The following is a 23,302-nucleotide window of genomic DNA, read 5'->3' on the forward strand; positions in this document are numbered from 1 at the left end:
TCGACAGGCTCGACCACCGGGGGCGCGAGGTCTCGACAGGCTCGACCACCGGTACAGAGGTCTCGACAGGCTCGACCACCGACACTGATACGGCCGCTGATCCCATCTGGGGTCAGCGGCCTTGTCGTTGTGATCTGCCTGCGACACTTCCACCATGACGCGTACGCATGTGGAGGCCGAGATCGCGAGCCAGCCGTCGACGTGGCGGGAGGCCGCGGCGCTGCTGCCGGAGGTGGAGGGGCTGCTGCCGCGGGCCGGGGAGCGGGTGGCCGTGGTCGGGTGCGGGACCTCATGGTTCATGGCGATGGCCTACGCCGGGCTGCGCGAGGGCGCGGGCCAGGGCGAGACCGACGCGTTCACCGCCTCGGAGTTCCCGTCCGGGCGCCGTTACGACCGGGTCGTGGCGATCACCAGGTCGGGCACGACGACGGAGGTGCTGCGCCTGCTCGCCGCGGTCGAGGCCCCGACGGTGGCGATCACCGGGGTGCCGGAGGAGCAGGTCAAGGACGTCGCCGACGCGATCGTCGGGCTGCCGTTCGCCGACGAGGAGTCGGTGGTGCAGACGAGGTTCGCGACCACGACGCTGGCGTTGCTGCGGGCCCACCTCGGCCACGACATCGAGGCGGTGGCGGCCGACGCGGAGCAGGCGCTGGCTGCGGACGTCGGCGCCCACCTGGATGCCGAGCAGATCAGCTTCGTCGGCCAGGGCTGGACGATCGGGCTGGCCCAGGAGGCCGCGCTGAAGACTCGTGAGGCGGCCCAGTTCTGGGCCGAGGCCTACCCCGCCATGGACTACCGCCACGGTCCGATCTCGATCGCCGAGCCGGGCCGCCTGGTCTGGTCCTTCGGCGAGCCGCCCGAGGGGCTGCGCGAGCAGGTCGCCGCGACCGGCGCCACGTTCGTGACCGACGACCTCGACCCCCTCGCGCAGCTGGTCCTCGCCCAGCGCGTCGCCGTCGGGCTGTCCCTCGGCCGCGGTCTCGATCCCGACCGCCCGCGTCACCTGACCCGAGCCGTCGAGCTCCCGGACCGATGACCACAGTCGCAGCCGTCGACGTCGGCGGCACCGCGATCAAGTACGGCCTCCTCCGCGGCGACGTGCTCGAGCCGGAGCCCGAGATCCCCACTCCCCTACGCGGCCCCGACACGGCCGAAGAGGTCGTCGACGTCGTCGCCCAGGCCCTTGCTGACCTGCGGAGACGCTCCGATTTCGAGGCCGTCGGCCTGGTCGTGCCGGGCTACGTCGACGCCGAGCGCGGTGTCGCGATCCGCTCGGAGAACCTCGGCTGGCGCGACGTACCGTTCCGAGACCAGCTCGCCGAGCGCGTCGGCCTTCCGGTGGCCTTCGGCCATGACGTACGCGCCGGGGCGCTCGCCGAGGCGAGGCTCGGTGCCGCCCGGGGTCTGCGAGACGTGCTGGTGGTCCCGATCGGCACCGGCATCGCCGCCGGTCTGGTCATCGACGGACGGCTCCACGAGCGGCCCGGCCCGTTCGGCGAGATCGGCCACCTCGACGCCGGGCACGAGCGGCGCTGCGTGTGCGGCCGCACCGGCTGCCTGGAGGCGATCGCCTCAGCGGCCGCGATCAGCCGGGCCTATGTCGAGCAGACCGGCCACCCCGCCACCGCCGCCGAGGTGGCGGCACGCGTTGGCGAGGGCGACCCGGCCGCGAGCCTGATCTGGCAGGAGGCCGTCGAGGCGCTCGCCGCCACGCTCGCGCCCTGCATCACCCTGCTCGCGCCCGGCGCGGTCGTGATCGGCGGCGGTCTGGCCCGCGCCGGCGACCTGCTGCTGCGCCCGCTTCGACGGGCGCTGGAGCGGCACACCCCGGTCGAGGTCGAGCTGCGCCCCGCGGCCCTCGGCACCCATGCCGGCTGCACCGGCGCCGGCCTGCTCGCCCTCGACCTGCTGCGCGCCGCGGAGCCGGCATGATCCTGACGATCACGCTCAACCCGGCGGTCGACGTGACCTACGAGGTCGACGAGCTGGTGCCGCACGCGACCCACCGGGTGCGGGCGGTGCGTGAGCAGGCAGGCGGCAAGGGCGTCAACGTCTCCCGGGTGCTGCACCAGGTCGGCCACCCGACCATGGCGACCGGCCTGCTCGGCGGTCCCACGGGAGACCTCGTCCGCGGCCGGCTCGCCGCGGCCGGGATCGAGACCGCGTTCACGCCGATTACGGCCACCACCCGCCGGACCGTCGTCGTCACCGACACCGAGGACGCCACCGTCTTCAACGAGCCCGGACCCGCGGTCACCGACGCGGAGTGGTCGGCGTTCACCGGCAGCCTGAACGCCCTGTCCACCGGCGCCACGTGCGTGGTGATGTCGGGGTCGCTGCCCGCGGGCGTCGACCCCGCCGCGTACGCAGAGCTCTGCGCGCTCCTGCCCGTCCCGGCCGTCGTCGACACCTCCGGCCCCGCCCTGCTCGCGGCTGCCGAGGCCGGTGCGAACCTCCTCAAGCCCAACGCCGCCGAGCTCAGCGAGGCGACCGGCATCCAGGACACCTACGCCGCCGCCCAGCACCTCCGCGACCGCGGCGCCACCACCGTCGTGGTCACCCGCGGCGCCGACGGCATGCTCGCGGTCACGCCGGACGGCACCTGGTCGGCCCGCCTGGGCGAGCGCATCGCCGGCAACCCGACCGGCGCCGGCGACGCCGCGACCGCCGCGCTCGCGGCCGGGCACGCGACCGGCGCAGACTGGCCCGAGCGCCTGCGCGAGGCCGTCGCCTGGTCGGCCGCGGCGGTGCCCGTCCCGCACGCCGGGGAGGTCGACCTGCCCACCCTCGACCGGCTCCGCCCGCTCGTCACCGTCACCAAGGAGAACCCGTGACCCTCACGACCACCGCCTCGCTCCTCAGCACCGCCTACGAGGAGGGTCGCGGGATCGCCGCCTTCAACGCCATCAACCTGGAGACGGTCGAGGCCATCGCGACCGGTGCCGAGGCCGCGAACCTGCCGGTGATCGTGCAGATCAGCGAGAACGCCGTGCGCTATCACCAGGGTCTGGCGCCGCTCGCCCACGCCGCGATCGCGATCGCGACCGGCTCGACGATGCCGATCTCGCTCCACCTCGACCACGCGACCGACGAGCGCCTGGTCGGGATCGCGGTCGACCTCGGCTTCTCCTCGGTGATGTACGACGCCTCGCAGCTCGACTACGAGGAGAACCTCACCCGCACCGCCGCCGTCGTCCGCCGTTGCCACGACCGGGGCGCCCACGTCGAGGCCGAGCTCGGCGAGGTCGGCGGCAAGGACGGCGTCCACGCTCCCGGGGTGCGCACCGATCCCGGCGAGGCGGCGGCGTTCGTGGCCAGCACCGGCGTCGACGCCCTCGCTGTGGCGGTCGGCTCAAGTCATAAGATGACCACGCGCGACGCGGCCCTGGACGAGACCCTGATCGCGGCGCTGCGCCGGGCCGTCGACGTACCCCTGGTCCTGCACGGCTCCTCCGGCGTCAGCGACGACGGCCTGCGCGCCGCGATCGCCGCCGGGATGACGAAGATCAACGTCGCGACCCAGCTCAACAAGGCCTTCACCGCCGCGGTGCGCGAGAGCCTCGCGGCGGACCCGTCCCTGGTCGACCAGCGTCGCTACCTCGGCGCGGGCCGGGAGGCGATGGCGGCGGAGACCGCGCGACTGCTCACGGTGATTACTCGCGCGTAGACGATGGACGCGGAGTGGAAGCGCTCCCACCCATTACGAATTCGTTACCCACGCGCTACTTGACACGGTTGTGTGAGCACACTCACACTCTCCCTAGTCCCGAGAGTGGAAGCGCTCTCACTCCCCACACTGACGTGCAGGAGCACCCCGTGTCCAAGATCTCCACCTCCTGGCGCCGCGGCCTGGCCGCCGGCGCGGTCGCCACGCTTCTCGCTGGCCTCGTCACCGCCTGCGGCGGCGACGACGCCGGCGGCGAGCAGGCCAAGCTCGGCAAGGACGACGTCCTCACCATCACCACGTTCAGCAACTTCGGTTACGAAGGCCTGATCAAGGACTGGAACGCCGATCCCGATCGTCCCTTCACCGTCAAGGAGACGGTGATCTCGGAGTGGGACACCTGGAAGCAGAGCCTGACGTCCGGCCTCCAGGCCGGCACCGGGCTCACCGACATCGTCGCCGTCGAGGGCGACGCCATGCCCGCCTTCCTCGCGGAGGGCGCCTCCGACCAGTTCGTCGACCTCTCCGACCCGGACCTCGAGGACCGCTGGATCGAGGCGAAGTACCTCGAGGGTCAGACCGCCGACGGCAAGCAGATCGGTTACCCGACCGACGCCGGCCCCGAGGCGTTCTGCTACCGCGCCGACCTGTTCAAGAAGGCCGGCCTGCCCAGCGACCGCGAGAGCGCCGCCGCGCTCTTCAAGGACTGGGACACCTACTTCGCGACCGGCGAGAAGTTCGTCAAGAAGGTCCCCAACACGAAGTGGTACGACTCCACCGGCTCGATCGCCCAGGCGATGCTCAACCAGGTCGAGTTCCCGTTCCAGACCAAGGACCAGAAGGTCGACGCCGACAACCCGGAGCTCCGCAAGGTCTTCGACACGGTCTCGAAGTACTCCCCCACGCTCTCGACGCAGGTCGTGCAGTGGAAGGAGGACTGGATGGCCAACTTCACCAACGACGGCTTCGCCACCATGCCCTGCCCCGGCTGGATGTTCAACAACATCAAGGACAGCGCTCCTGACGTGAAGGGCTGGGACATCGTCGACGCCTTCCCGGGCGGCGGCGGCAACTGGGGCGGCTCGTTCCTCTCCGTGCCGACGCAGTCGAAGCACCAGGAGGAGGCGAAGGAGTTCGCCAACTACCTGACCAACGCCGAGTCCGAGGTCGCCGCGTCCAAGGTCGCCGGCAACTTCCCGGCGAACCTCGAGGCCGGTCAGATGCTGGCCGAGGAGAACGCGAAGGACCCCTACTTCAACAACGCGCCCACCTCGGAGATCCTGGCCAACCGGGCCGCTGCGGTCCCCGCCGGTGTCCCGTTCAAGGGTGACAAGTACTCCGACATCCTCGGTCTCTTCCAGCAGGCCACCCAGCGGGTCGACGAGGGCATCTCGCCCGACAAGTCGTGGGAGACCTTCCTCCAGGGCGTCGAGGGACTGTCCTGATCGATGCTTCGCACTGAAGAACCCACTTCGGCCGAGGGCGCCAAGCAGGCGCCCTCGGCCGGGGCGGCACCCTCACGTATGGAGTGGCGAGACCGGCTGTCCCGCTGGGACGTGAAGTTCTCGCCGTACCTCTATGTCCTGCCCTTCTTCCTGGTGTTCGCGGTCATCGGCCTCTACCCGATGGTCTACACCGGCTACCTGTCGTTCTTCTCCTGGCCGCGCTTCGGCAGCGGCCACGGTCCCTTCGTCGGCCTCGAGAACTACGCCCACGTCCTCACCGACGCCACCTTCCACAAGGCGTTCTGGAACACCTTCGGGATCTTCCTGCTCTCCTCGGTCCCCCAGATCATGGTGGCGACGGTGCTGGCCGCGCTGCTCGACACCCAGCTCAAGGGCCGCAGCTGGTGGCGGATGAGCATCCTGCTGCCGTTCGTCGTCGCCCCGGCCGCCGCCGCGCTGATCTTCGGCGCGATCTTCGCCGACCGCACGGGCCTGGTGAACCAGTGGCTCGACGCCGTCGGCCTGCCGATGGTGCCCTGGCACGCCGACCGGTTCGCCAGCTGGACCGCCATCGCGACCATGGTCAACTGGCGCTGGACCGGCTACAACGCGCTGATCGTGCTCGCCGCGATGCAGGCGATCCCGCGCGACCTCTACGAGGCCGCCGACATCGACGGCGCCACCAAGATCCGCCAGTTCTTCCACATCACCCTGCCCTCGATCCGGCCGACCATGATCTTCGTGATCGTCACCTCGACGATCGGCGGTCTGCAGATCTTCACCGAGCCGCGCCTCTTCGACACCAACCTGCGTCACCAGGGCGGCTCCGACTTCCAGTACCAGACCCTCACCATGTACGTCTTCAACACCGCTCAGACCGCGACCGACCCGTATCCACGTGCGGCTGCCGCCGCCTGGATCCTCTTCCTCATCATCGTCGGCATCGCACTGGTCAACTTCCTGGTGACCCGGGCGTTCCAGCGTAGGAGCCTGTCATGACCAGACGTCCTGGATTCCTCGTCTACGGCCTGCTCACGGCGTTCCTGCTGGGCTCGGCGTTCCCGCTCTACTGGTCGTTCGTGATCGGGTCGGTGACCCGCCAGCGCGCGATCCAGTCACCGCCACCGCTGATGCCCGGCGGACACTTCTTCGAGAACGCCGGCCGCGTGCTCGACCGGATCGACTTCTGGTCGGCGCTGCTCAACTCGATCATCGTCTCGGGCATCTCCGCGGTCTCGGTCGTGCTCTTCTCGACGCTGGCCGGGTACGCCTTCGCTAAGCTCCGCTTCCGCGGCGCCAACGTCGGGCTGGTCTTCGTCGTCGCCACCCTCGCGGTCCCGACCCAGCTGGCCCTGGTGCCGATGCTGAAGCAGTTCAGCAACCTGGGTCTGACCGGCACCCACCTCGCGGTCATCCTGCCCTGGGTGGTCACCGCGTTCGGCGTGTTCTTCATGCGCCAGTATCTCGTCGACGCGATCCCCGACGAGCTCATCGACGCCGCCCGCGTGGACGGCTGCTCGATGATCCGCACGTTCTGGACGGTGGCCATCCCGGCCGCCCGGCCGGCCATGGCGATCCTCGGCCTGTTCACCTTCATGCAGGTCTGGACCGACTTCATGTGGCCGCTGATCGTGCTCCAGGGCTCGGACGTCCAGACCCTGCAGACCGCGCTCGACGCCCTCAAGGTCGCACCCGGACAGGGCCAGGCCGACATGGCGCTGGTCCAGGCCGGGACCATCATGGCGACGATCCCGTTGCTGCTGTTGTTCATCGCCACCGGACGCCACCTGGTGTCCGGCATCATGCAAGGAGCCGTCAAAGGATGAATGCCCCCCGAAACCTCTCCGACGAGATGGTCTCGACAAGCTCGGCCGACGGGGTGCGTACGTTCCCCGAGGGCTTCCTCTGGGGCGCGGCCACCGCGTCCTACCAGATCGAGGGAGCCATCGACGAGGACGGACGGACGCCCAGCAACTGGGACACCTTCACCAAGGTGCCCGGGGCGATCCTCAACGGCGACACCGGCGCCGTGGCCTGCGACCACTACCACCGGGTGCCCGAGGACGTCGCGCTGATGAAGCGCCTCAACCTGGCCTCGTACCGCTTCTCGACGGCGTGGCCGCGGATCCGGCCCGACGGCGGGAAGGTCAACCAGGCCGGGCTCGACTTCTACAGCCGTCTCGTCGACGAGCTGCTCGAGGCCGAGATCGCGCCGTGGATCACGCTCTACCACTGGGACCTGCCGCAGGCCCTGGAGGAGCAGGGCGGCTGGACCAACCGGGACACCGTCTACCGCTTCGTGGAGTACTCCACCACCGTCTACGACGCGCTCTCCGACCGCGTCGACAACTGGACCACGCTGAACGAGCCGTGGTGCTCGGCCTTCCTCGGCTACAGCGGTGGCCAGCACGCGCCGGGCCGCCAGGAGGGCGTGGCCGGCATCGTCGCCGCCCATCACCTGATGCTCGGTCACGGCCTGGTGGTCAACGAGCTGCGCAGCCGCGGCGCGACGCCGGAGAACGGCAAGCACCTCGGCATCACCCTCAACCCGACCGTGGTCGACCCCTACGACCCCGAGCGTCCCGAGGACGTCGACATGACCCGCCGCATCGACGGGCTGCACAACCGCGTCTTCTTCGAGCCGCTATTCCGGGGCAAGTACGCCGACGACCTGGCCGCCGACACCGAGGGGCTGACCTTCCAGGGCCGCCCCTGGCAGGACTGGGTGCTCGAGGGCGACCTCGAGGTCATCTCGGCGCCGCTCGACGTGCTCGGGATCAACTTCTACTTCGGCAACGCCATCGCTGCGAAGCCGTTCGAGATCGACCCCGACCAGGTGCTGGGCAGCCGGCTCGTCCACTCCGACCTGCCGCGCGGCAACCCCTACCCCGGGGCCGAGTTCGTGACCCCGCGCACCGGTCGTGAGACGACCGCCCGCGACTGGGAGATCGACCCGGTCTGGCTGACCCGCCTGCTGACCCGCCTCAGCGACGAGTACGGCGCACCGCCCGTCTACATCACCGAGAACGGCGCTTACTACGATGATGTCGTGGAGGATGGCGCCGTGCACGACACCGCTCGCCTCGACTACATCGACAAGCACCTGCGGGCCACGCTCGACGCGATGGAGCAGGGCGCGGACGTCCGCGGCTACTTCGCCTGGTCGCTGCTCGACAACTTCGAGTGGAGCTACGGCTACGCGCACCGCTTCGGCATCGTGCACGTCGACTTCGACACCCAGGAGCGTACGCCGAAGGACAGCGGTCTCTGGTTCGCCGACGTCGCCGCCAACAACCGGGTGCCGGCACGCCAGTGAACATGCCCACGCTCGACGAGGTCGCTCGGCTGGCTGGTGTCAGCCGAGCGACCGCGTCGCGTGCCATCAACGGCGGCTCGCGGGTCTCCGCGAAGGCCGCCGAGGCCGTCGCCGAGGCCGTGCAGACGCTCGGCTACCTGCCCAACCCCGCGGCGCGCTCGCTGGTGACACGCAGGACCGAGACGATCGCGATGGTCGTGCCGGAGTCGGACGAGCGCGTCTTCGCCGACCCGTTCTTCGCCCGCACGCTGCACGTCGTCACCCAGGTCCTCTCCCAGCGCGACCTGCAGGTCGTGCTGCTGATCGCCCGGCCGGGCGACGAGATGCAGCGCACGCTGCGCTACCTGCGCGGCGGCCACGTCGACGGCGTCATCGTCGTCTCCCACCACCGCAACGACGCCCTCGCCGACCATCTCGCGGCGATCCGGCTGCCGGCCGCGTTCATCGGGCGGCCGCTGACCGGCGCCGAGAAGGTCTCCTACACCGACCCCGACAACGTCGCCGGTGCACGCGAGGTCACCAAGATCCTGATCGAGCGGGGTTGCCGCCACATCGGCACGATCACCGGTCCCGCCGACATGAGCGCCGGCACCGACCGGGCCGCCGGTTGGCGGGCCGCGGTCGAGGACGCCGGCCTGCCCTGCGACGCGATCGTCGAGAGCGACTTCACCGAGGCGGGCGGCCAGGCCGCCTGCGAGCAGCTGCTGCGCGACCATCCCGACATCGACGGCCTGATGGTCGCCTCCGACCTGATGGCCTCCGGGGCCCTGCGTGCCCTGGGCGCGGCGGGCCGCCGCGTACCGGACGACGTGGCGGTCGTCGGCTATGACGATCTGGGCATCGCGGAGCGCACCGATCCCCCGCTGACCACGGTCAAGAACCCGATAGGGGCCATGGCCGAGGAGGCCGCCCGGCTCCTTCTCGCACAGCTGGACGGCAGCACCACGATCCCCCGGCGGGTCGTCTTCGCGCCCGAGCTGGTGCGGCGCACCTCGGCCTGACCTGGCGTTGCGTATCCGGATATCGGAGTACGGACCCGATTGGGGTTGCTTTTCACAACCAGGTAACGTCATGACGCGATGCCACATCGCACAACGACTGGCAGCGTGCCCCGCCCGGAGTCGGCTTCCCGAGTCGACTTCCGCTCACCGGACCTCGAGGACGGTCAGCATCTGTGGCGGATGGCACGGGAATCACGGGTACTCGACGTAAACGCCTCGTATGCCTATCTCTTGTGGGCACGCGATTTCGCGGAGACCTCGATCATCGCGACCGTCGACGACGATCCTGGAGGATTCGTCACGGGCTACATCCGCCCCGACGCGCCGGACACCTTGATGATCTGGCAGGTCGCTGTCGACGAGCGGCATCGCGGCCAGGGCCTCGCCCGCCGCATGCTCGACGAGCTCGCCGACCGTCTCTCGGTGGACCAAGGGGTACGCCACCTGGAGACGACCATCACCGCGGACAACAGCGCGTCCATCGCCTTGTTCACCTCGTTCGCGAACGCCCGCGGCGCGTCGCTCGAGCGCACCCCGCTCTTCGAAGCCGCAATGTTCCCCGACGGCCACGACGCGGAGCTGCTGTTCCGCATCGGTCCGTTCTCATCCGCCCGCCGAACCGACGGAGATGTTCTGTCCATGACGACGACCACCGAACCTGCCACCGCGATCTTCGACTCGCTGGAGTCACAGGTCCGCAGCTACTGCCGCAACTGGCCTGCCGTGATGACCCACTCCCAGGGATCCACCGTCACCAGCGAGGACGGCAACGAGTACCTGGACTTCTTCGCCGGCGCCGGTGCGCTCAACTACGGCCACAACAACCCCGCGCTGCTGGAGCCGCTGCTCGACTATCTGCGCGAGGGTCGCATCCTGCACTCGCTGGACATGCACACGTCCGCCAAACGCGACTTCCTGCAGACCTTCAATGATCTGATCCTCGAGCCGCGCAACCTCGACTACAAGGTGATGTTCCCCGGCCCGACCGGGACCAACTCCGTCGAGGCCGCGCTCAAGCTCGCCCGCAAGGTGACCGGTCGTCAGCACGTGCTGTCGTTCACCAACGCGTTCCACGGGATGACGCTCGGCTCGCTGGCCGTGACCGGCAACTCGATGAAGCGCCGCGGCGCGGGCATCCCGCTGACCAACAGCTCGAAGATCCCCTACGACGACTACTTCAACGGGGCCACCGACGACTTCATGTGGCTCGAGCGGGTGCTCCAGGACAGCGGCTCCGGCGTCGACAAGCCGGCCGCGATCATCGTGGAGTCCGTGCAGGGCGAGGGCGGCCTCAACGGCGCCCGGCTGGAGTGGCTCAAGGCGCTCTCCGACCTGTGCCGCGAGCACGAGATCATCCTGATCGTCGACGACGTGCAGGCCGGCTGCGGCCGCACCGGCACCTTCTTCAGCTTCGAGGAGGCCGGGTTCGCTCCCGACATCGTCTGCCTGTCGAAGTCGATCTCCGGCTTCGGTCTGCCGATGGCGCTCACCCTGATCCGTCCCGACCTGGACCAGTTCGAGCCCGGCGAGCACAACGGCACCTTCCGCGGCCACAACCTCGCCTTCGTCACCGGCCGTGCGGCGCTGGAGACCTACTGGGCCGACGGCACCTTCCAGAAGGAGGTCCAGGCCCGCGCCGACGAGCTGCGCGAGGGGCTGTCGAGGATCGCCGACCGCTACGAGGGTGCGACCGTCCGTGGCCGTGGCCTGCTGACCGGCATCTCCTTCCCGGACACCAGCGCCGCCGGCAAGATCGCGGCGGTGGCCTACGAGCAGGGTCTGCTCGTCGAGACCTCGGGTCCTGAGGACGAGGTGCTCAAGACGATGCCGCCGCTGACCATCACGCCCGAGGACCTGGCCCGCGGCATCGCGGTCATCGAGGAGGCCACCGCGGCCGTCCTCGGCGACGGCGTCCCGGCCTGACCCCCTCCTCCGACAGACGAAACGAGACAGACATGCGCGTCACCTACCTGGAAGACCTCGACAGCACCGACCGCGACGTACGCGTCGAGGGCGAGCACGGCAACTGGCGCAGCCGCCGGATCGTGCTCGCCCGCGAGGGTGTCGGCTTCTCCTTCCACGAGACCAACATCCCCGCCGGGACGACCAACGAGTTCTGGTACGCCAACCACATCGAGTGCGTCTACTGCGTCGAGGGCGAGGGCGAGCTCCTCGACCGCGAGACGGGCGAGACGTACGAGATCCGCGACGGGATGTGCTACCTGCTCGACAAACACGACAAGCACACCGTCACCGCGAAGACCGACCTGCGTCTGATCTGCACCTTCAACCCGCCGGTCACCGGCCGCGAGGTGCACGACGAGGACGGCGTCTACCCGCTCCTCACCGAGCCCGACGCCGAGAACGAGAACACGACCGCCAGCACGACCGAGGAGGTAACTGCATGACCGCTACCACCGAACACGTACAGGACGTGTACCCCACTCGCCGCGACGAGGGCTACTCCACTCTCCCCCGCCTCGACCAGGTCGTGTGGGGGACGGCAGACGACGGCCCGATCGACCAGGAGTCGCTCGACTCCTTCGACGAGCGCGGCTATCTGACCGTTCCCGATCTGCTCACGCCCGAGGAGGTCGAGGAGCTCCGCGTCGAGCGTCACCGGCTCTCCAACGACCCGGATGTCCGGGCCGACGAGCGCACCATCATCGAGCCCTCCTCGCAGGAGGTGCGCTCGATCTTCGAGGTGCACAGGACCAGCGACGTCATCGCCAAGCTCGCCGCCGACCCGCGCGTGGTCGGCCGGGCCCGGCAGGTGCTCGGCTCGGACGTCTACATCCACCAGAGCCGGATCAACTTCAAGCCCGGCTTCGGCGGCGGTGACTTCTACTGGCACTCCGACTTCGAGACCTGGCACGCCGAGGACGGCCTTCCCCGGATGCGGACGGTCAGCATCTCCATCTCGCTGACCGACAACCACTCCTACAACGGGCCGCTGATGATCATGCCCGGCACGCACAAGACGTACGTCTCGTGCGGCGGCGCAACGCCGGAGGACAACTACAAGTCCTCGCTGGTGATGCAGGGTGCGGGCACCCCCGACGAGGAGACCATCACGAAGATGGCCGACACCTACGGGATCGACGTGCTCGCAGGTGCCGCCGGCAGCGCGGTCATGTTCGACTGCAACTGCATGCACGGCTCCAACGGCAACATCACGCCCTACCCGCGCTCGAACGTCTTCCTGGTGTTCAACAGCGTGGAGAACACCGCGGTCGAGCCGTTCTCGGCCCCGCGGCCGCGGCCCACGTTCATCGGGGCGCGCGACTTCACCCCGGTGGGCTGACCGTTCCACCCGCCCGGCCGCCGGCCCCCTCGGGGTCGGCGGCCGTCCGCGTCCTCGGGCGTGCTGGTGCGGCGTACGTCCGTGCGGTCTGCGGCTACCTCTAGGCTGACCCCATGACACGCACCCGCGCCTTCTCGGGCGCCACGACCGGCGCGGCCTTGCTCGTCCTCTTCCTCTCGCTGACCGCCTGCGGGTCGACCCGCGACTACGTCCAGGAGAAGACGGTCGAGCGGATCGCGACCGAGCAGCTCACCAACGCCATCGGCGTCACCCCGGAGAACCTCGACTGCCCCGGCGACCTCGAGGGCAAGGTCGGCACCGAGATGACCTGCGTCCTCACCTCCGACGGCGAGAAGTACGACGCGATCATCACCGTCGACGACGTGGACGGTGGCCGCGTCCACTTCAAGATCGACGTTCCGCCCAACGCAGCGGAGTAGACCCACGAGACCCTCGGAACCGATAACCTTTTGAGTCGTGTCCCCTCATGCGAGGCCCTTCTTCGACCATGTCGCGCGCGTGTGCGACGGGACGCCCTACAAGGCGACCGAGACCGCGCGCGGCTTCGACGTGGAGCTCGACCTGGCTGATGCCCGTTGGCACCCGAGACTCCAGAAGGACAAGCTGCACTGGGTCTTCACCTACCACGTCTCGATGCCGACGCGGAACTCCTACGCGATCATCGAGGACACCCGCAGCATCGTCTGGTTCGGCGACGTCCCACACACCCAGAAGACCGGCGTACGCCGCATCGAGGCCGCCGACGAGGAGCAGACCGACCAGGGCGTGTGGCACGTGCACGACCCGGAGTCGGTTCCCGACCTCGACCAGTTCCGCTTCGACGCCGAGGAGGGGCGCACCCTGATCAACAGCGTCGCCCGCCTCTACGCGCTCCAGCAGCGCGGCGCCCGCCACGAGGGCCCGGGCTTCTCCGTCGCCGTGGGCCTGGTCGTGACCGTCTCGGCGATCGCCACCATCATCGGCCTGGTGGTGATCCTGAACCTGCTCGGGACTTTCGGCACGCCGTCGTAAAGAGATCTGTGTGATGCTGACCCGCATGGATCCGATCCGTGAGGCCCACCGACAGTGGATCGCGCACGGCTGGACCGACGCCGCCGACGGGATGGCGCTGGTGACCTCGCTCGTGCGCGTCCACCAGCTCGTCATGGAGCGGGTCGACGCCGCGCTGCGCCCCCACGACCTCTCCTTCGCCCGCTACGAGGTGCTCCGGCTCCTCTCCTTCACCCACGAGGGCCGCCTCCCGATGGCCAAGCTCGGCTCCCGCCTCCAGGTCCACCCGGCCTCGGTGACCAGCGCCGTCGCGCGCCTGGAGAAGCAGGGTTTCGTACACCGCAGCCGCTCCGCCGCCGACGGACGCGTCGTCCTCGCCGTGCTGACCGACGCCGGCCGCGACGCGGTCGAGGCGGCCACGATCTCGCTCAACAGCGAGGTCTTCGAGAAGCCGGGGATCGACGACGTCGACGAGCTCACGGCGCTGCTCTCCGAGGTGCGCGCCGCCTCGGGCGACTCGGTGGGCTGATACCCCTCTTTCGAGTACTGGCGAGTATGTGACGGACGACCTATCCTGGGAATACTTGGATGTCCAACTATTCCCCTGGGAGCACCCGTCCATGCCCGACCTCCACATCCCTCAGCACCACGTGCGGATCGTGACCGCGAGCAGTCTCTTCGACGGTCACGACGCAGCGATCAACATCATGCGCCGGATCTTCCAGGCGCAGGGGTGCGAGGTGATCCACCTCGGTCACAACCGCTCGGTGACCGAGATCGCCGACGCCGCCGTGCAGGAGGACGCCCACTGCGTCGCGGTCTCCTCCTACCAGGGCGGCCACGTGGAGTTCTTCGAATACCTGGTCTCCGCGCTCAAGGAGCGCGGTGCCGGCCACGTCAAGGTCGTCGGCGGTGGCGGCGGCGTCATCGTGCCCTACGAGATCGAGCGGCTCGCCAACTCCGGCGTCAAGATCTTCTCCCCGGAGGACGGTCAGCGACTGGGGCTCCCGGGGATGATCAACACGGTCGTGCGCGACATCGACCGCGACCTGTGGCCGACCTTCAGCGTCACCCCGCAGGGCGTGATCGAGGGCTACGGGCTCTCCATCGGCCGGATGATCACCGGGGCCGAGCAGGGTCGCCTGCCGGAGGACTTCCTGACCCGGCTGCGCGAGGCCGACCAGGCGGTCGTGCTCGGCATCACCGGCACCGGCGGCTCCGGCAAGTCCTCGCTCACCGACGAGCTGGTCCGGCGGCTGCGCACCGACCAGGAGGACAAGCTCCGCATCGGCGTCCTCGCCATCGACCCGACCCGGCGGCGCGGCGGCGGCGCACTGCTGGGCGACCGGATCCGGATGAACTCGCTGGCTCCCAGCGAGGGCCCCTCGACCACGTTCTACCGCTCGCTGGCCACCCGCGGCGGCCACGAGGTGCCCGAGCACTTCGCCGACGTGCTCACCGTGATGAAGGCGGCCGTCGACCTCGTGATCGTCGAGACCCCCGGCATCGGTCAGGGCGACACCGGGATCAGCGACTTCGTCGACGTCTCGCTCTACGTGATGACGCCCGAGTTCGGTGCGGCGAGCCAGCTCGAGAAGATCGACATGCTCGACTTCGCCGACGTCGTGGCGATCAACAAGTTCGAGCGGCGCGGGGCCATGGACGCGCTGCGCGACGTCTCCCGCCAGCTCGTCCGCAACCGGGAGGCCTTCACCTCCTCCCCCGACGACATGCCGGTCTTCGGCACCTCCGCCGCCGCTTTCGACGACGACGGCGTCACCGCGCTCTACCACCACCTGCGCGGGCTCCTCGCCGAGGCCGGTCTGCAGGTCACCGAGGGCACCCTGCCCCGGGTCGAGACCCGCCACTCGACGGGTCTGCACCCGATCATCCCCGAGAAGCGGGTGCGCTACCTGGCCGAGATCGCCGGTGACGTACGCGACTACCACGAGCGCACCGTCGAGCTCATCGCCGCGGCGCGCAAGGACCAGGCCTACGAGATCGTCGGAGCCGACCACCCCGAGCTCGAGGCACCGGCGAGCGAGCTCCCCGACGACCTGCGCGAGCAGCTCGCCTCGTGGGAGGAGACCAAGGCGACGTACGCCGCAGACGAGGGTGGCCGCACCTCGCTGTCCGGCAACTACATCCCGCGAGTGGCGACACCGAAGTACACCGACCGCGGTGAGCTGACCCGCTTCCTGCGCAACGAGAACCTGCCGGGCTCCTTCCCGTTCACCGCGGGCGTCTTCCCGTTCAAGCGGCAGGGCGAGGACCCGGCGCGGATGTTCGCCGGCGAGGGCGACCCGTTCCGCACCAACCGTCGCTTCAAGCTTCTCTCCGAGGGCCAGCCGGCCACCCGGCTCTCGACCGCGTTCGACTCGGTGACCCTCTACGGCCGCGACCCCGACGTACGTCCTGACATCTACGGCAAGGTCGGCACCTCGGGCGTCTCGGTGGCGACGCTGGACGACATGAAGGCGCTCTACGACGGCTTCGACCTGCTCGCCCCGACGACCTCGGTGTCGATGACGATCAACGGCCCGGCGCCGACGATCCTGGCGTTCTTCCTCAACACGGTGATCGACCAGGCGCGCGAGCGCGGCATCGACCCGGCGAAGGCGCTGCAGACCGTGCGCGGCACCGTGCAGGCCGACATCCTCAAGGAGGACCAGGGCCAGAACACCTGCCTGTTCTCCACCGAGTTCTCGCTGCGCTGCATGGCCGACATCCAGGAGTGGTTCATCGAGAACGGGGTGCGCAACTTCTACTCCGTCTCGATCTCCGGCTATCACATCGCCGAGGCCGGGGCGAACCCCATCTCCCAGCTCGCCTTCACGCTCGCCAACGGCTTCACCTACGTCGAGTCCTACCTCGCCCGGGGCATGGACATCGACGACTTCGCGCCCAACCTGTCCTTCTTCTTCTCCAACGGGATGGACCCGGAGTACTCGGTCATCGGCCGGGTCGCACGCCGCATCTGGGCGATCGCGATGAAGGAGCGCTACGGCGCCTCGGAGCGCTCGCAGAAGCTGAAGTACCACGTCCAGACCTCCGGTCGCTCCCTGCACGCGCAGGAGATGGACTTCAACGACATCCGCACCACGCTGCAGGCGCTGATCGCGATCTACGACAACGCCCAGTCGCTGCACACCAACGCCTTCGACGAGGCCGTCACGACGCCGTCGGCGGAGTCGGTGCGCCGCGCGCTGGCGATCCAGCTGATCATCAACCGCGAGTGGGGTCTGGCGTTCAACGAGAACCCGCTCCAGGGTTCCTTCATCATCGACGAGCTCACCGACCTCGTGGAGGAGGCGGTCCTGAAGGAGTTCGACCGCATCTCCGAGCGCGGCGGCGTCCTCGGCGCGATGGAGACCGGCTACCAGCGCGGCAAGATCCAGGACGAGTCGATGCTCTACGAGCACGCCAAGCACGACGGCTCGCTGCCGATCGTCGGCGTCAACACGTTCGTGCGCGACACCAACGGCGAGCCGCCTGCACCTGTCGAGCTCGCTCGGGCGACCGAGACCGAGAAGAAGTCCCAGCTCGACCGGGTGCAGTCCTTCCAGGCCGCCCACAAGGACGAGGCCGAGGCGGCCATCGCCCGCCTCAAGCAGGTCGCGACCTCCGACGGCAACATCTTCGCCGCCCTCATGGACGCGGCTCGGGTCTGCTCGCTCGGCCAGGTCACCGAGGCGTTCTTCGAGGTGGGCGGGCAGTATCGCCGCAACGTCTGACCGCCCCGCTGGCCGAGCCGCGAGCGCCAGCGAGCGTGTCGAGACCAACACAGCCCCATCGAGCGCCGAGGGGATCGTGTTGGTCTCGACACGCCTCCGCCCAGCGGCTCCGGCGGCTCGACCGACGGAGAGGAACTGATGGACGATCTGGGCACACCCTATGACGGCCCGCGCCCGGCGGCGCGGGTCGTCTCCCTGGTGCCGTCGCTGACCGAGGCGCTGGTCTCGGTGGCGGCCGACCGGGTGGTCGGGGCGACCGAGTGGTGCACCCACCCGGCCGACCTCGACGTGCCGCGCGTGCGGGGCACCAAGAACCCCGACCTGGCCGCGATCTCCTCCCTGTCACCCGACGTCGTGGTGGCCAACAAGGAGGAGAACCGGGAGCTGGACGTACGCCGGCTGCGGGAGCGCGGCATCCGAGTCTGGGTGACCGACATCGAGACCGTGCCCCAGGCGGTCGGGTCCATGGGGCGGCTGCTCGACGGGCTCGGCTGGGACCGCCCGGACTGGCTCGCGGAGTCCCGCCGGCTGTGGTGCGGCCCGCTCCCCCAGGCCACCCGCCGGGTCGTGGTGCCGATCTGGCGCGACCCCTGGATGGTGGTCGGCTCCCGCACCTTCACCGGCGACCTGCTGCGGCGGCTCGGCTGGGAGAACCTCTACGGCACCGACGCCCTCAACCCGGCCGGTGACCGCTACCCGCACGCCGACCTGGCCGACATCGACGCCGCCGGTGCCGACGTGGTGCTGCTGCCCGACGAGCCGTACGTCTTCACCGCCGACGACGGCCCGGAGGCGTTCACCCGCACCCCGACCGAGCTGGTCAGCGGGCGGCTGATCACCTGGTACGGACCCAGTCTGGTCGAGGCGGCGTCGCTGGCCTCCGGCTAGCGCCCGATCGCGTCCAGCTCGGCCAGGTCCTCCGGCCCGAGCTCCAGGGCGGCGCCGGCGACGTTCTCCCGCAGGTGCTCGACCGACGAGGTGCCGGGGATGAGCAGGATGTTGGGCGAGCGCTGCAGCAGCCAGGCGAGCGCGACGGCCATCCGGCTCGCGCCCAACCGGCTCGCGACGGCGTCGAGGGCACCGGACTGCAGCGGCGTGAAGCCACCGAGCGGGAAGTAGGGGACGTACGCGATGCCCTGCTCGGCCAGCGAGTCGATCAGGTCGTCGTCGCCGCGGTTGGCCAGGTTGTAGAGGTTCTGCACGCCCACCACGGGCGCGACCTGCTGCGCCGCGGCGACCTGCTCGGCGCTCGCCTCGCTGATCCCGAGGTGGCGGATCAGCCCCTGCTGCTGCAGCTCGGCCAGCACGCCGTAGCCGCGGACGACGCCGGCGGTGTCGTCCGGGTCCATCACTCGCAGGTTGACGACGTCGATCGTCTCCAGGCCGAGATTCTCCAGGTTGGAGTGGACCGCGGCGCGCAGCTCGTCGTCGGAGGACGCCGGCAGCCAGGCGCCCTCGGCGTCGCGACGGGCCCCGACCTTGGTGACGATGCGCAGACCCTCGGGGTAGGGGTGCAGCGCCTCCTTGATGATCTGGTTGGTGACGTAGGGCCCGTAGAAGTCGCTGGTGTCGATGTGGTCGATGCCCAGGGCCACCGCCTCGCGGAGCACCGCGATCGCGGCGTCCCGGTCGGCCGGCGGGCCCATCACGTGCGGCCCGGCGAGCTGCATGGCGCCATAGCCCATCCGGCCGACGGTGAGGTCACCCAGCGCGTAGGTGCCGTAGGTGGATGTCGCGGTGGAAGTCATGTGTGTTCCTCTCGTCCTTCGTGGTGCCTCCAGCCTCTCTCGGCGAAGACGCACCAGGTAGAGGGCCGTCGATCCTGGGAGTGCGAGGACCAGTCTGGAGCCCTTCGACAGGCCTGGGCGCGACTATCCTGGGACCGTGAGCGACGACAACAGACTGGGCGTCTATCTCCGGGCCCGACGTGAGCTCGTCCGCCCCGAGGACGTGGGCCTGCGGACCACAGGCGTACGCCGCGTCCCCGGCCTCCGCCGCGAGGAGGTCGCCCTGCTCGCCGGGGTGAGTGCGGACTACTACCTCCGCCTCGAGCAGGGCCGCGACCGCAACCCGTCACCGCAGGTGCTGGAGGCGCTCGCCCAGGTGCTGCAGCTCGACGAGGCCGCGACGACCTACCTGCTCGGCCTGGTCGCTCCGCGTCCGCGCAGCGCCCGCCGACGGCGGCGCGCCCAGGTGCCACCGGCTCTCGCTCAGCTCGTCGACGTGATGGGCGTGCCCGCGGTCGTCGAGGACCGCTACCTCGACGTCGTCGCCGCCAACACCCTCGGCCAGCAGCTCGACCCCTCCCTCACCCCCGGGGAGAACCGGCTGCGCTCGTTCTTCCTCGACCCCGCCATGCAGGCGCTCCACGACGACTGGGAGGGGCTGTGCGAGACCCTGGTGGCTGCCTTCCGCACCTCGGTCGGGAGCGAGACCGACGACCCTCGCGCCGTCGAGATCGTCGGCGAGCTCTCCCTGGCCAGCGAGCGGTTCCGTCGGCTGTGGGCGCGCCACGACGTCAAGGCGCTCGCCGGCTCGGCCATGATCCTCGACCATCCGCAGGTCGGGCTGCTGACCGTCTTTCGTCACAAGTTCCCGCTCAGCGACGGGAGCGGCCTGATCCTCGGCACCTACCATGCCGAGCCCGGCACCGAGAGCGCGGAGAAGCTGGCCCTGCTCGGCTCGCTGAGCTCCACCGAGGCGGCGCGCCTCAACCAGCGGTGAGCCTCAACCAGCGGTGAGGCTCGCCAGGTCGCGCACCGCGTAGCGGTGGTGCTCGGCCTCCTCGACGAGGACCACCCGCAGGCAGTGGCGGACGTCGTAGTCGGCGTCGGCGTCGTTGCCGACCGGCTTGCGGGTGCAGAGCCGGTCGAGGTCCGCGTCGGTGATGCCGGCGACGAGCTCGCGCATCGTGGCCATCCGGGCGGACCGGGCCTCCAGGACCTCGTCCAGCGACGGACCGGAGTCGGCGGACGCCGATCCGGGCGGGTCCGCGTTCTCCGGGCCGAGACCGAACGGGTGGTAGGGGTCGTCCTCCTCCAGGACCGGGCTGCCGAGCCACTTGTCGCTGGCGTGGAGCAGATGGCGCAGCGTCTCCACGAACGACCACTCGTCGTCGACCCGCTGGTGGAGCCGCTCCTCCGGCAGCGCTGTGGCCTCCTCGACGGTGGCGGCCCAGGTCTTCTCGATCGCCGACCAGGCCGCCCGGAAGTCGTCGGCGGTCCGCGCCTCGCGCGCGAGCACGCGGTTGGGCTCGATGCGGTCGAGCTCGGCCTCGACGTACGCCGTGACGTCGACGTCGTTGACGACGACCCGCCCGAGCTCGCCGCCGAGATAGATGTCGGTGCCGTAGCAGTCGACGACCTTGACCCGCTCCTCGAACCAGCAGTCACGGATCTCCAGACCGCTGATGTCGCTCTGCCGGACCAGGGCGCCGCGCAGCTCGTCGGTCTCGACGTGCTAGACCCGGTCGATCTGCTTCTCGATCATGGGCCGAGTCTCCGCCCCACGAGCGAGCCGGTCAACGCAATTGGACGGCGGGAAAGGTCGAGCTGAACGGCGACTATGCTCCTGCGGCGTGAGTGAGCATCTGCGCATCGAGCGGCGCCCCGGCGTCGTCCACGTGACCTTCGAACGGCCCGAGCGGCACAACGCGTTCACTCGGGCGATGTACGCCGGGCTGCGCGACCTCTGCGACGAGCTGGCCACCGACCCCTCGGTGAAGGTTCTCGTCCTGCAGGGTGCAGGCGGGCGTGCCTTCGCGGCCGGCAACGAGATCTCCGACTTCCTGGAGCAGGACGCGGTGGCCTACGAGGACTGGATCCGGGAGCTCCTCGGCAAGCTGTACGCACTCCCGCAGGTCACCGTCGCCGCGATCGACGGCGTCTGCGTCGGCGGTGGTCTGGCCGTCGCCACTCACTGCGACTTGCGGGTCGCGACGCCCCACTCGCGCTTCGGCTACCCCATCGCCAAGACGCTCGGCAACGCGCTGGCGGCACCGATCGTCTACCGCTGTGCCGCGGTCTTCGGGGAGTCGGTCACCCGGGAGATGCTCCTGGCCGCCCGGCTGATCGGGGCCGAGCGCGCCTACTCGGTCGGCGCGCTCACCGCGGTCGTCGAGTCCCTCGAGGACGAGGTGGCCGCGCTCGTCGACTCGGTGCTCGCACTCTCCTCAGTCACGCTCGCGGCGACCAAGACCCAGCTGGCGGAGTATTCCGCGCGTACGGAGGCCGCCCCTGCCGGCGACGAGGACCTGCTCCGCGAGGTCTACACCGGCGAGGACTTCAAGGAGGGCGTGCGCGCCTTCCTGGCCAAGGAGAAGCCCGCCTTCCGCTGAGCCGTCTGCTGACCACAGGACAGAGCGCCCCCGGACCGAGGTCCGGGGGCGCTCTGCATCGACTGTCAGGTCAGAGCTTGGGCTCGACCTTGCTCGTGTAGATGTCCTCGAGAGTGGTCTTGAGGGTGCCGAGCGAGTCAGCCGGGTCGGCCTTCTTGGTGAGGATGTCGGAGAGGGCGTTGGCCATCTCGATGTCCCCGTTGGGCAGGAACACCCGGGCGTAGTCCTGCGGGCGGGTCGCCGGGAGCTGGTCGATGGCGACCTTGGCCTGCGGGGTCTTCTTGACCAGCGCGGCCGGGTCGGCGTCGGTGCGTACCGGCATGTAGCCCGTGGCCTCGGCGAACTTCAGGGTGTTCTCCGGCGAGGTCAGGAACTTGATGAACTGCGCCGCGGCGAGCTGCCTCTCGGCCGGGATCTCGGCCGGGATCGCCACGCCGGAGCCACCGGTCGGGCAGACCGGGGCGTCCTCGCCACCTGCCGCCTCCGGGCCACCGAGCAGCGGCGCCACGCCGACCTCGAACTTGGCCGAGGTGAGGGTGGTGATCAGGTCGCCGGTGGAGCCCATCGTCGCGGCGGCCACGCCCGCGGCGAAGTCCTGGATCTGGTCGGTGCCGGCGACGCCGGCCCACTTGTCCTTGTAGACCGCGTCCTGGGCGAACTGGATCGCGGCGACGGACTCCGCGGAGTCGCAGGTGATGTCGAAGGACTCCTCCTTCGACCAGCCACCGCCGTAGCCCCACAGCAGGTTCTGGAAGACCCAGCCGCCGTAGCCGGCCAGCGCCGGCATCTGGAACGCGCTCTTGGTGCCGCCCTTGGCCACCAGGTCGGGGGCGGCCGCGGCGAACTCGTCCCAGCTGGTCAGCGCCTTCTCCGGGTCGATGCCGGCCTTCTTGAAGGCGTCGATGTTGTAGTAGAACAGCGGCGTCGAGCGGGCCCACGGCGCGGCCCAGGTGGCGTCGTTGTAGTTGTAGTCGCCGAGCAGCGACTCGACGTACTTGTCGGTCTCGACCTCGGCGGCCTCGAAGGCGGAGTCGAGCGGGATGATCTGCCCGTTGATCATGTAGCGGAACCACCACACGTCGGACAGGTTGACCACGTCGGGCAGGTCGCCGCTGGTCTGCGCGGTCTGGAACTTCTGCGCCAGCTCCTCGTAGTCGGCACCGGCCTGGACGAGCTTGACGGTGATGCCGGACTCGGCCTGGAACGCCTTGATGATCTCGGCGGTGACCTGACCGGAGTTGCCGGGGTGGGTCGACCAGAAGGTGATCTCCTTGGCCGGCTTCACGCCGGAGAAGTCGACCTGCTTCACACCGGAGGACGCCTTGCCGCCGCCACCGCTGGTGTCCGGGCCGCCGCCGCAGGCCGACAGCGCAGCGGCCGTCACCCCGAGACCGGCCAGACCGAGGAACCGACGGCGGTCGAGCGCCGCTCGGGGGATGCTCAGCTGTGAGCGCCCACGGGCGCCCGGCGGGAGATGCAGAGTCATACCTG

The 23,302-nt window shown here is 69.9% G+C and carries 22 protein-coding genes; 19 read left to right on the forward strand and 3 right to left on the reverse strand.

What is annotated here, in order from left to right; all coding sequences use genetic code 11:
* The first annotated feature begins 154 nt into the window (after positions 1-154).
* From IEY81_RS12385 to IEY81_RS12465, 17 genes are all read left to right on the forward strand, one after another.
* Positions 155-1,036, forward strand: a complete 882-nt coding sequence (locus IEY81_RS12385) for an SIS domain-containing protein (protein WP_189118780.1) — start codon at positions 155-157, stop codon at positions 1,034-1,036.
* Complete coding sequence (locus IEY81_RS12390; RefSeq protein ID WP_189118781.1) at positions 1,033-1,932, forward strand: ROK family protein; 900 nt, start codon at positions 1,033-1,035, stop codon at positions 1,930-1,932. The genes IEY81_RS12385 and IEY81_RS12390 overlap by 4 nt, the downstream gene beginning before the upstream one ends.
* Positions 1,929-2,834: a 1-phosphofructokinase family hexose kinase gene (locus IEY81_RS12395; protein ID WP_189118782.1), complete on the forward strand. Its 906-nt coding sequence runs from the start codon at positions 1,929-1,931 to the stop codon at positions 2,832-2,834. The genes IEY81_RS12390 and IEY81_RS12395 overlap by 4 nt, the downstream gene beginning before the upstream one ends.
* The gene (locus IEY81_RS12400; protein WP_189118783.1) at positions 2,831-3,667 is read left to right on the forward strand and encodes a class II fructose-bisphosphate aldolase; all 837 of its coding nucleotides are present in this window, start codon (positions 2,831-2,833) and stop codon (positions 3,665-3,667) included. The genes IEY81_RS12395 and IEY81_RS12400 overlap by 4 nt, the downstream gene beginning before the upstream one ends.
* Positions 3,668-3,816: 149 nt before the next feature.
* Positions 3,817-5,109, forward strand: coding sequence for an ABC transporter substrate-binding protein (locus tag IEY81_RS12405; RefSeq protein WP_189118784.1), 1,293 nt, complete (start codon positions 3,817-3,819; stop codon positions 5,107-5,109).
* A 3-nt stretch (positions 5,110-5,112) separates the two neighbouring features.
* Complete coding sequence (locus tag IEY81_RS12410) at positions 5,113-6,108, forward strand: carbohydrate ABC transporter permease (protein WP_189118785.1); 996 nt, start codon at positions 5,113-5,115, stop codon at positions 6,106-6,108.
* Complete coding sequence (locus IEY81_RS12415) at positions 6,105-6,935, forward strand: carbohydrate ABC transporter permease (protein ID WP_189118786.1); 831 nt, start codon at positions 6,105-6,107, stop codon at positions 6,933-6,935. The genes IEY81_RS12410 and IEY81_RS12415 overlap by 4 nt, the downstream gene beginning before the upstream one ends.
* On the forward strand, positions 6,932-8,425 hold the full coding sequence (locus tag IEY81_RS12420; RefSeq protein ID WP_229787771.1) for a glycoside hydrolase family 1 protein: 1,494 nt from the start codon (positions 6,932-6,934) through the stop codon (positions 8,423-8,425). Before IEY81_RS12415 ends, IEY81_RS12420 begins: the two co-directional genes overlap by 4 nt.
* Positions 8,426-8,427: 2 nt before the next feature.
* Positions 8,428-9,426 carry a LacI family DNA-binding transcriptional regulator gene (locus IEY81_RS12425; protein ID WP_189118787.1) on the forward strand — a complete coding sequence of 333 codons (999 nt, stop codon included), beginning with the start codon at positions 8,428-8,430 and terminating at the stop codon, positions 9,424-9,426.
* Positions 9,427-9,504: 78 nt separating this feature from the next.
* The gene (ectB, locus tag IEY81_RS12430; protein WP_189118788.1) at positions 9,505-11,349 is read left to right on the forward strand and encodes a diaminobutyrate--2-oxoglutarate transaminase; all 1,845 of its coding nucleotides are present in this window, start codon (positions 9,505-9,507) and stop codon (positions 11,347-11,349) included.
* A gap of 32 nt (positions 11,350-11,381) precedes the next feature.
* A complete protein-coding gene (locus tag IEY81_RS12435) occupies positions 11,382-11,834 on the forward strand; it encodes an ectoine synthase (protein WP_189118789.1) in 453 nt (150 codons plus the stop codon).
* Positions 11,831-12,730 (forward strand): ectoine hydroxylase, encoded by a 900-nt coding sequence (thpD, locus tag IEY81_RS12440; protein WP_189118790.1) that lies wholly within the window; start codon positions 11,831-11,833, stop codon positions 12,728-12,730. Before IEY81_RS12435 ends, thpD begins: the two co-directional genes overlap by 4 nt.
* Positions 12,731-12,843: 113 nt before the next feature.
* Positions 12,844-13,170: a DUF4333 domain-containing protein gene (locus tag IEY81_RS12445; RefSeq protein ID WP_189118791.1), complete on the forward strand. Its 327-nt coding sequence runs from the start codon at positions 12,844-12,846 to the stop codon at positions 13,168-13,170.
* 37 nt (positions 13,171-13,207) lie between these two features.
* Entirely contained in the window at positions 13,208-13,762 is a 555-nt protein-coding gene (locus IEY81_RS12450; protein WP_189118792.1) for a hypothetical protein, read from the forward strand.
* A 25-nt stretch (positions 13,763-13,787) separates the two neighbouring features.
* Complete coding sequence (locus IEY81_RS12455; protein ID WP_189118793.1) at positions 13,788-14,270, forward strand: MarR family winged helix-turn-helix transcriptional regulator; 483 nt, start codon at positions 13,788-13,790, stop codon at positions 14,268-14,270.
* Positions 14,271-14,361: 91 nt separating this feature from the next.
* Positions 14,362-17,475, forward strand: coding sequence for a fused isobutyryl-CoA mutase/GTPase IcmF (gene icmF / locus IEY81_RS12460; RefSeq protein WP_189118794.1), 3,114 nt, complete (start codon positions 14,362-14,364; stop codon positions 17,473-17,475).
* Positions 17,476-17,613: 138 nt separating this feature from the next.
* Complete coding sequence (locus IEY81_RS12465) at positions 17,614-18,363, forward strand: helical backbone metal receptor (RefSeq protein ID WP_189118795.1); 750 nt, start codon at positions 17,614-17,616, stop codon at positions 18,361-18,363.
* Here the strand turns inward: IEY81_RS12465 and IEY81_RS12470 are convergent.
* The gene (locus IEY81_RS12470) at positions 18,360-19,223 is read right to left on the reverse strand and encodes an oxidoreductase (RefSeq protein ID WP_189118796.1); all 864 of its coding nucleotides are present in this window, start codon (positions 19,221-19,223) and stop codon (positions 18,360-18,362) included. The two genes, IEY81_RS12465 and IEY81_RS12470, sit on opposite strands and share 4 nt — an antisense overlap.
* A gap of 136 nt (positions 19,224-19,359) precedes the next feature.
* Between IEY81_RS12470 and IEY81_RS12475 the strand changes: the two genes are divergently transcribed.
* Complete coding sequence (locus IEY81_RS12475) at positions 19,360-20,199, forward strand: helix-turn-helix domain-containing protein (protein ID WP_189118797.1); 840 nt, start codon at positions 19,360-19,362, stop codon at positions 20,197-20,199.
* 3 nt (positions 20,200-20,202) lie between these two features.
* On the opposite strand, the gene IEY81_RS12480 is transcribed toward IEY81_RS12475, so the two are convergent.
* Positions 20,203-20,718: a DinB family protein gene (locus IEY81_RS12480; RefSeq protein ID WP_229787775.1), complete on the reverse strand. Its 516-nt coding sequence runs from the start codon at positions 20,716-20,718 to the stop codon at positions 20,203-20,205.
* A 334-nt stretch (positions 20,719-21,052) separates the two neighbouring features.
* On the opposite strand from IEY81_RS12480, the gene IEY81_RS12485 reads away from it, so the two are divergent.
* Positions 21,053-21,811, forward strand: a complete 759-nt coding sequence (locus tag IEY81_RS12485; protein ID WP_189118798.1) for an enoyl-CoA hydratase-related protein — start codon at positions 21,053-21,055, stop codon at positions 21,809-21,811.
* Between the two features lie 70 nt (positions 21,812-21,881).
* On the opposite strand, the gene IEY81_RS12490 is transcribed toward IEY81_RS12485, so the two are convergent.
* On the reverse strand, positions 21,882-23,297 hold the full coding sequence (locus tag IEY81_RS12490; RefSeq protein WP_189118799.1) for an ABC transporter substrate-binding protein: 1,416 nt from the start codon (positions 23,295-23,297) through the stop codon (positions 21,882-21,884).
* Positions 23,298-23,302: the final 5 nt, after the last annotated feature.

It is taken from the genome of Nocardioides luteus, from assembly GCF_014648595.1.
GTDB classification, from domain to species: domain Bacteria; phylum Actinomycetota; class Actinomycetes; order Propionibacteriales; family Nocardioidaceae; genus Nocardioides; species Nocardioides luteus.